The following is a 5,538-nucleotide window of genomic DNA, read 5'->3' on the forward strand; positions in this document are numbered from 1 at the left end:
AGACGTTCCAGAGCATCAAGATCTTTCCCGAGTTGCCCAAGCCCCTCTAGCCCCGTGCGCAGATTGGAAATCCGCCGGGACGTGCGCACATCCGGCTTGGTCTCTTATGCGCCTGAAAGATGAAGCCCAGCCTTTGGCGCAAGCTCGTCAGCTCCGCCGCTCTGGCGCCGTGCAATTCGTGCCCCAGCAGCCTGACAGACCCCTCCTGCACCGCACGCAGGCAACCGACAAGCGTCAGAAGCGTCGTCTTGCCCGACCCGGATGGCCCCATCAGCACGGTGAAGCTGCCCCGCTCCAGGGTCAGGTCGATGTCGAACATCGCCTGTTTTCTGGCGTCGCCCATGCCGAACCAATGGTTCAGGCCGCGCACCTCGACGATGCTGTCATCCGTCATCCCCGCCTCCTCAGAACAGATCGGCGGGATCGGCCGCCGCCAGACGCCGCGTGGCGATGACCCCGGACAGCGCCGAAAATACCACCGTCCCCACGAACACCGTCACGGCCATGTCGGGCGTCATGCCCAGTGGCAGCGTCGTGACAGCCCCCATCAGCGCCAGGATGCCTGTGCCAATCAGCACCCCCGGCACGAAGCCGAAAAGCCCCAGCACCAGCGCCTCCTCGATGACGATGCCGAGGAAGAAGCGCGGCCCGTAGCCCATCGCCTTGAAGGTCGCATATTCGCGCAGGTGATCGGCCACATCCGCCGACAGGACCTGATAGACGATCACCAGACCCACCAGCACCCCGATCAGGACGCCAAAGCCGAAGATCACGCCGGTCGGGCGCTGCGTCTGTTGATAAGTCAGGTCTTCCTGAGCGGCGTCCTCGTAACTGCGGATGCGAAGGGATTGGTCCGAGATCAGCGCCCGCAATCGCGTGACCGTCGCCGCCACATCGGCTCCGGGACGCAGGCGCAACAGGATGTGGTCCGGCGCGGCGGAACTGCGCGAGGGAAAGAGCGACAGAAACGTCTGGTCAGAGGTCAGCATGAAACCGTCGCCCCCGAACCCGCCCCCACCCGCAAAGGTGCCCATAGCCGAAAGCGTGCGATCCTGCGCTTCGAAGCGTAACGGCGTCTGGGGGCGGATGCCCGCTGCCTGCTCCGCTGGCAAGCCACGCGCCAGCCGGTCAAGGATCACGGCGTCCTGCACCTCCAGAAGATGCAAGCCGTCGCTGGCGCCTTGTGCAATGAAGCTGGGTTGGCTCGGGTCGATGCCGAAGGTGGTGAACGAGATGGTGTTGCCGCCCCGATCCCAAGGCACATTGCCCACGAAAAGCCCCATCCCCTCAACCACATCCGGGTCGGCCAAAGCCTGCAACAGCCATTGCCGCGCGACATTGCCCCCCTCGGCCAGCGCGTTGGCGTCCGATGCCGAGATCATGATATCTGCCTGAAAGAACTCATAGGGTTTCAGCGTCGCCGCCGCCATCGAGTTCATCAGCCCGAGCTGCACAAAGACCAGAACATTCGCGAAGGCCACACCGGCAAGCGCGGCGGCGAAGCGGCCCCGCTTGTGGGTCAGTTGCAGCCAGCCGATGGGCAGCCGTCCCATCAGGCGTTGCAAAAGCCGCGTCATTGCCCGGCCCTTGCGGCGGCGCCCGTGTCGATCCGCGCCACAGCTTCCAGATTAGTGTAGCGCGCGGCAAGTTCCGAGGATGGGGCATCGAGCGCGACCAGCACCCGGATCACGCGGGCATCCGAATTCGCCGCTGCATCGTCGGAAATCAGCCCCTGCCGACCGACCGTCAGACCGATGCTTTCGACCGTCCCGGACAGCGACCGCCCCAGCGCATCGGCCACGATCTCGACCGGCTGGCCGGGCGCGACCTGTGCGATGCGGTCCTGCCAGATCTCAACCTCGGCCATCATCTGGCCGGTCGCGCCCATTTCCATGATCCCCTCGTTCGGGGGGCGCTGGCCGGGGGTAGCGTGAATATCGAGGATCGTGCCGTCAATCGGCGCGCGCACTTCGGCCCGGCCCAGATCCATACGGGCACGGTCCAGTTCCGCCTCGGCTGCGGTGACGTTGCGGGCTGCGACCACGACATCGGGCTGATCGTCGATGGCCAGTGCCGTGAAGCGGGCGAGCGTCGCCTCGGCACGGGCCACGGCCTGCGCCGCCTCAGCTGCGCGGGATTGCGCGGTCTCGAGCGTCGCGGTCGTGGCGATGCCCCGCTCCGTCAGCACCTCGGTCCGCTCGAGGCTGGCGGCGGCCTCTGCGGCGCTGGCGCGTGCCTGATCGAGGCTTGCCTGCGCTTCGGCCCGGCTTGCTTCGATGGTAGCGCGGGTCTGCGTCAGGATCGCTTGCCGCACCGCCAGATTGGCTTCGGCCTGCAGCACAGCGCCTTCCAGCGCCTGTACATTGTCGAGCCGCGCCAGCACAGCACCGCGCGCCACGCTGTCTCCGATAGCCACAAGGATCTCGGCCACCCGCGCATCGCCCGCGCCATAAGGGGCCGCGACGATCGCCACATCGCCTTGCGGCATGATCCGCGCCAACCCCAGGACATCTGAAGGCAGAAGCGTTTCCACGATTTCTTCGGGCACGTTGATCTCGGGCGGCAGCGCGATGGGGTTCTCGGCCCCGCCCCCCGGCTGCAGCCCGGTCATGGCGTAGAAATTCTGCAGTCCGGGCGGCTGGTAATACATGCCGATCACTGCCCCCGAGAACATGAACAGGGGCACCAGCAGGACCAAGAGGTAGCGCTTGCGAAAAAGCTTGCGTCGGGGCTTGGGTGCCTCTGGGCGCCGCAGGTCGAGGGGCAGGTCGGGGTCGTCGGTCTGGGTCATGCCCGTCTTCCTGTTAGTGGGGGTGTGGGGCGGGTCCGTGCCGCCCCTTTCTGGCCGTCTCAGTGCGCGGGCCGGATCATCCGCTGCATCACGTTGTTTTTCAAAACGATGCGATGGAATGGCACGGCCAGGACATGGAGCGCCACGAGCGCGAGAAGCACCACCTTGAGAACGTTGTGCGCCTGCGCAGCCGGGGTCACGTCGCCGAACCAGGCGATAAGACCGGTGACCGACATCGCCGCAAGCACGGCGTAGAAGGCCCAATGAGCGACATGGCTGAGGGCCTTGAGCGGCGCGGGTTCGTTTTCGGGCGGGAGCGGAGCGCCGCGGCGCAGCCGCAGGACAAGGCGCCACGCGACGAAGGCGAGGATCAGACCGCCGACGACGACATGGGCAAGGATCAGCGGATCGAAGGCGTAGTCTTCGCCGGCGCGAATAGCCTCCCAGGCGCCCGAAATGGCATCCTTGAAAATGTATTGCGCGGCAACCAGCACGGCAACGGCCCAATGAAGTGCAATCTGCGTGACTGAATACCCCTCGGGGGTGTTTGTATTTTTCGTCATTGTTCTAATCTCTTCTAAAGTGCCAAGGCTGACTCTTTTCAGAGCCAGCCCCGTTTCTTGTCCTTACTGATCGGCTTGGTTCGGCGCGTCATTGATATGCATCAAACTCATGCGCGCCATCATCTGCGCCGGAAAGGCCATCTCGTCGGCGCTGATCTGGCCGTCCTCATCGGCGTCCAGCATTTCGAAAGGCCGCTCAGCGAAGCCTCGGGTCGCTTCGGCGAAGAGCGCCGCGAACTCGTCCTGGGACAGCGCGCCGTTGCCATCAGCGTCATGCTCGGCATGGAGCGCGGCCACGCCTGCCTGCAGCTCGGCCGGGGTCACCGTGCCGTCCGCGTCGGCATCGAAGGACTGGTAGACCTGATTGTCGGTCATCCCGCCCATGCCCATCGGCCCGTGCCCGTCGCGCATCATCATGCCCGGGCCCCGGTGGTCCTGCGTGAAGCCAGCTTGCGAGCCATGCATCATCTGCATCATCCGCTGCGGCCCCCAGCCCTCGTTCGGCCCCCAGCCGCCTGCGATGGCGGGGATGGCGATGGCGCCGATCACGGCGGCGGTGGCGGCGGCGCTGAGCGTCAGGATCGTCTTGCGTTTCATGGTGTCACCTCTTCGGGTTGGTGTTTCGATGAGGTGAATTTGGGGGACGCATGTCGCAGAAGATTGCCGATCCGACCCCAGATTTGTATCGGTCTGTCGCAAACCCTGCCGTCCGCGACCGATCGCGACGCATTTTTTTCCCGAACCGACGCGCCTTGCGGTATCAAGGGCTTATGACTGAACAGACCCGCGCACCTCATATCCTTGTCGTCGACGATCATCGCGAAATCCGCGATGCGGTGACGCGTTATCTCGAAAAGAACGGCATGCGTGCGAGTGCGGCCCGAGACGTGGCGGAGATGGATGCCCACCTTAAGGCGGGCCGCTTCGATCTCGTGGTGCTCGACGTGATGATGCCCGGCGAAGACGGGTTGTCGGCTGCGCGGCGGCTGGCGTCCTCGGGCGGTCCGCCTGTCCTGATGCTCAGCGCGCTTGGCGAGGACACAGACCGGATCGTGGGGCTCGAGGTGGGCGCCGACGACTACCTCGTGAAGCCCTTTAATCCGCGGGAGCTTCTGGCCCGGGTCAAGGCGATCCTGCGCCGGTCGGAACGCCCCGAACCGCTCGCCGGCCAGCTGGGTGGCAGGAAACTCGGCTTTGCCGGGTGGACGCTGGACACCGACACGCGCGCGCTGACCCATGAGGACGGGCGCGCGGTCTCGCTGACCACGGCCGAGTTCAAGCTGCTGACGGCCTTCCTCGAACGCCCGCGCTTCGTGCTCTCGCGCGATCAGTTGCTGGACATCACCAGCGGACGTACCGCGGACGTGTTCGACCGGACCATCGACAACCAGGTGAGCCGCCTGCGCCGCAAGATCGAGGACGACCCGGGCAATCCGCAGATCATCGCAACGATCCGCTCGGGAGGCTACAGCCTTGCCGCCGATGTGCGCGAGGCGACGTGATGCGTATCCTTCCCCGCAGCCTGCTGGGGCAGTTGGCGCTGTTGATCGTCGCGGCCTTCCTTGCCGCGCAAGCCATCAGCGTGTGGATCTTCGCCGACGAACGGGGCGCTGCCATCCGTGCAGCACAGCGGTACGAGACCGTCGAGCGCGCCGCCGCGGTGGCCCAGGCGCTCGACCAAGCCCCCCGTGAAAGCCGCGAGAGCATCCTTGCGGCGGTGAATTCGCGGCTGGTTCGTTTCAGTGTCGGCGTTGCGCCCTTGGTTACGTCGGGACAACCCGATCTCGTACCGATTGAGGGACCCGGCGATATCCGGGCGACGGAAGTCACCGTCTCTCCCCATGATGGACAACCAGCGGAGCCGCCGGCCGCCTTCGCCTGGCTGCATGACCGGATGCGCGCCGCGGGCGTAGCGCCGGTCGAGTTCAGGATCTCGGTTCCGCTCGGCGATGGCGACTGGCTCAACGTGTCCGCCCGGTTCCAGAGGCCCGATCTGCAGGCGCCGCCCGCGCTCTTGGGTGCGACCCTGCTGTCGCTCGCGCTGGTCATCGCCGCGCTCTGGTATGGGCTTGGACGGATCACGCGACCGCTCCGGCAATTGGCCTCTGCGGCGGACGGGTTCGGTCTCGACGCCCCGGCACCCGAGATGCCGCGACGTGGTCCCCGCGAAGTTCAGGCCCTCTC

The 5,538-nt window shown here is 65.9% G+C and carries 6 protein-coding genes and 1 pseudogene; 2 read left to right on the forward strand and 5 right to left on the reverse strand.

The features are described from left to right. Positions 1-46 precede the first annotated feature (46 nt). From JJ869_RS21635 to JJ869_RS21655, 5 genes are all read right to left on the reverse strand, one after another. Positions 47-394, reverse strand: coding sequence for an ATP-binding cassette domain-containing protein (locus tag JJ869_RS21635; protein ID WP_292270664.1), 348 nt, complete (start codon positions 392-394; stop codon positions 47-49). Between the two features lie 10 nt (positions 395-404). Further along, entirely contained in the window at positions 405-1,577 is a 1,173-nt protein-coding gene (locus tag JJ869_RS21640) for an FtsX-like permease family protein (RefSeq protein ID WP_292270665.1), read from the reverse strand. Continuing rightward, a complete protein-coding gene (locus JJ869_RS21645) occupies positions 1,574-2,791 on the reverse strand; it encodes an HlyD family efflux transporter periplasmic adaptor subunit (protein ID WP_292270666.1) in 1,218 nt (405 codons plus the stop codon). The genes JJ869_RS21640 and JJ869_RS21645 overlap by 4 nt, the downstream gene beginning before the upstream one ends. A 59-nt stretch (positions 2,792-2,850) precedes the next feature. Continuing rightward, the gene (locus JJ869_RS21650) at positions 2,851-3,354 is read right to left on the reverse strand and encodes a cytochrome b/b6 domain-containing protein (RefSeq protein ID WP_292270668.1); all 504 of its coding nucleotides are present in this window, start codon (positions 3,352-3,354) and stop codon (positions 2,851-2,853) included. A gap of 63 nt (positions 3,355-3,417) precedes the next feature. Next, complete coding sequence (locus JJ869_RS21655; protein ID WP_292270671.1) at positions 3,418-3,951, reverse strand: EF-hand domain-containing protein; 534 nt, start codon at positions 3,949-3,951, stop codon at positions 3,418-3,420. 173 nt (positions 3,952-4,124) lie between these two features. On the opposite strand from JJ869_RS21655, the gene JJ869_RS21660 reads away from it, so the two are divergent. Continuing rightward, the gene (locus tag JJ869_RS21660; RefSeq protein ID WP_292270672.1) at positions 4,125-4,856 is read left to right on the forward strand and encodes a response regulator; all 732 of its coding nucleotides are present in this window, start codon (positions 4,125-4,127) and stop codon (positions 4,854-4,856) included. Beyond that, a pseudogene (locus JJ869_RS21665) lies at positions 4,856-5,538 on the forward strand (hypothetical protein); the annotation flags it as partial. The gene JJ869_RS21660 and the pseudogene JJ869_RS21665, both read left to right, overlap by 1 nt.

The sequence above is a fragment of the Marivita sp. genome (assembly GCF_017643905.1).
Taxonomy (GTDB): domain Bacteria; phylum Pseudomonadota; class Alphaproteobacteria; order Rhodobacterales; family Rhodobacteraceae; genus Marivita.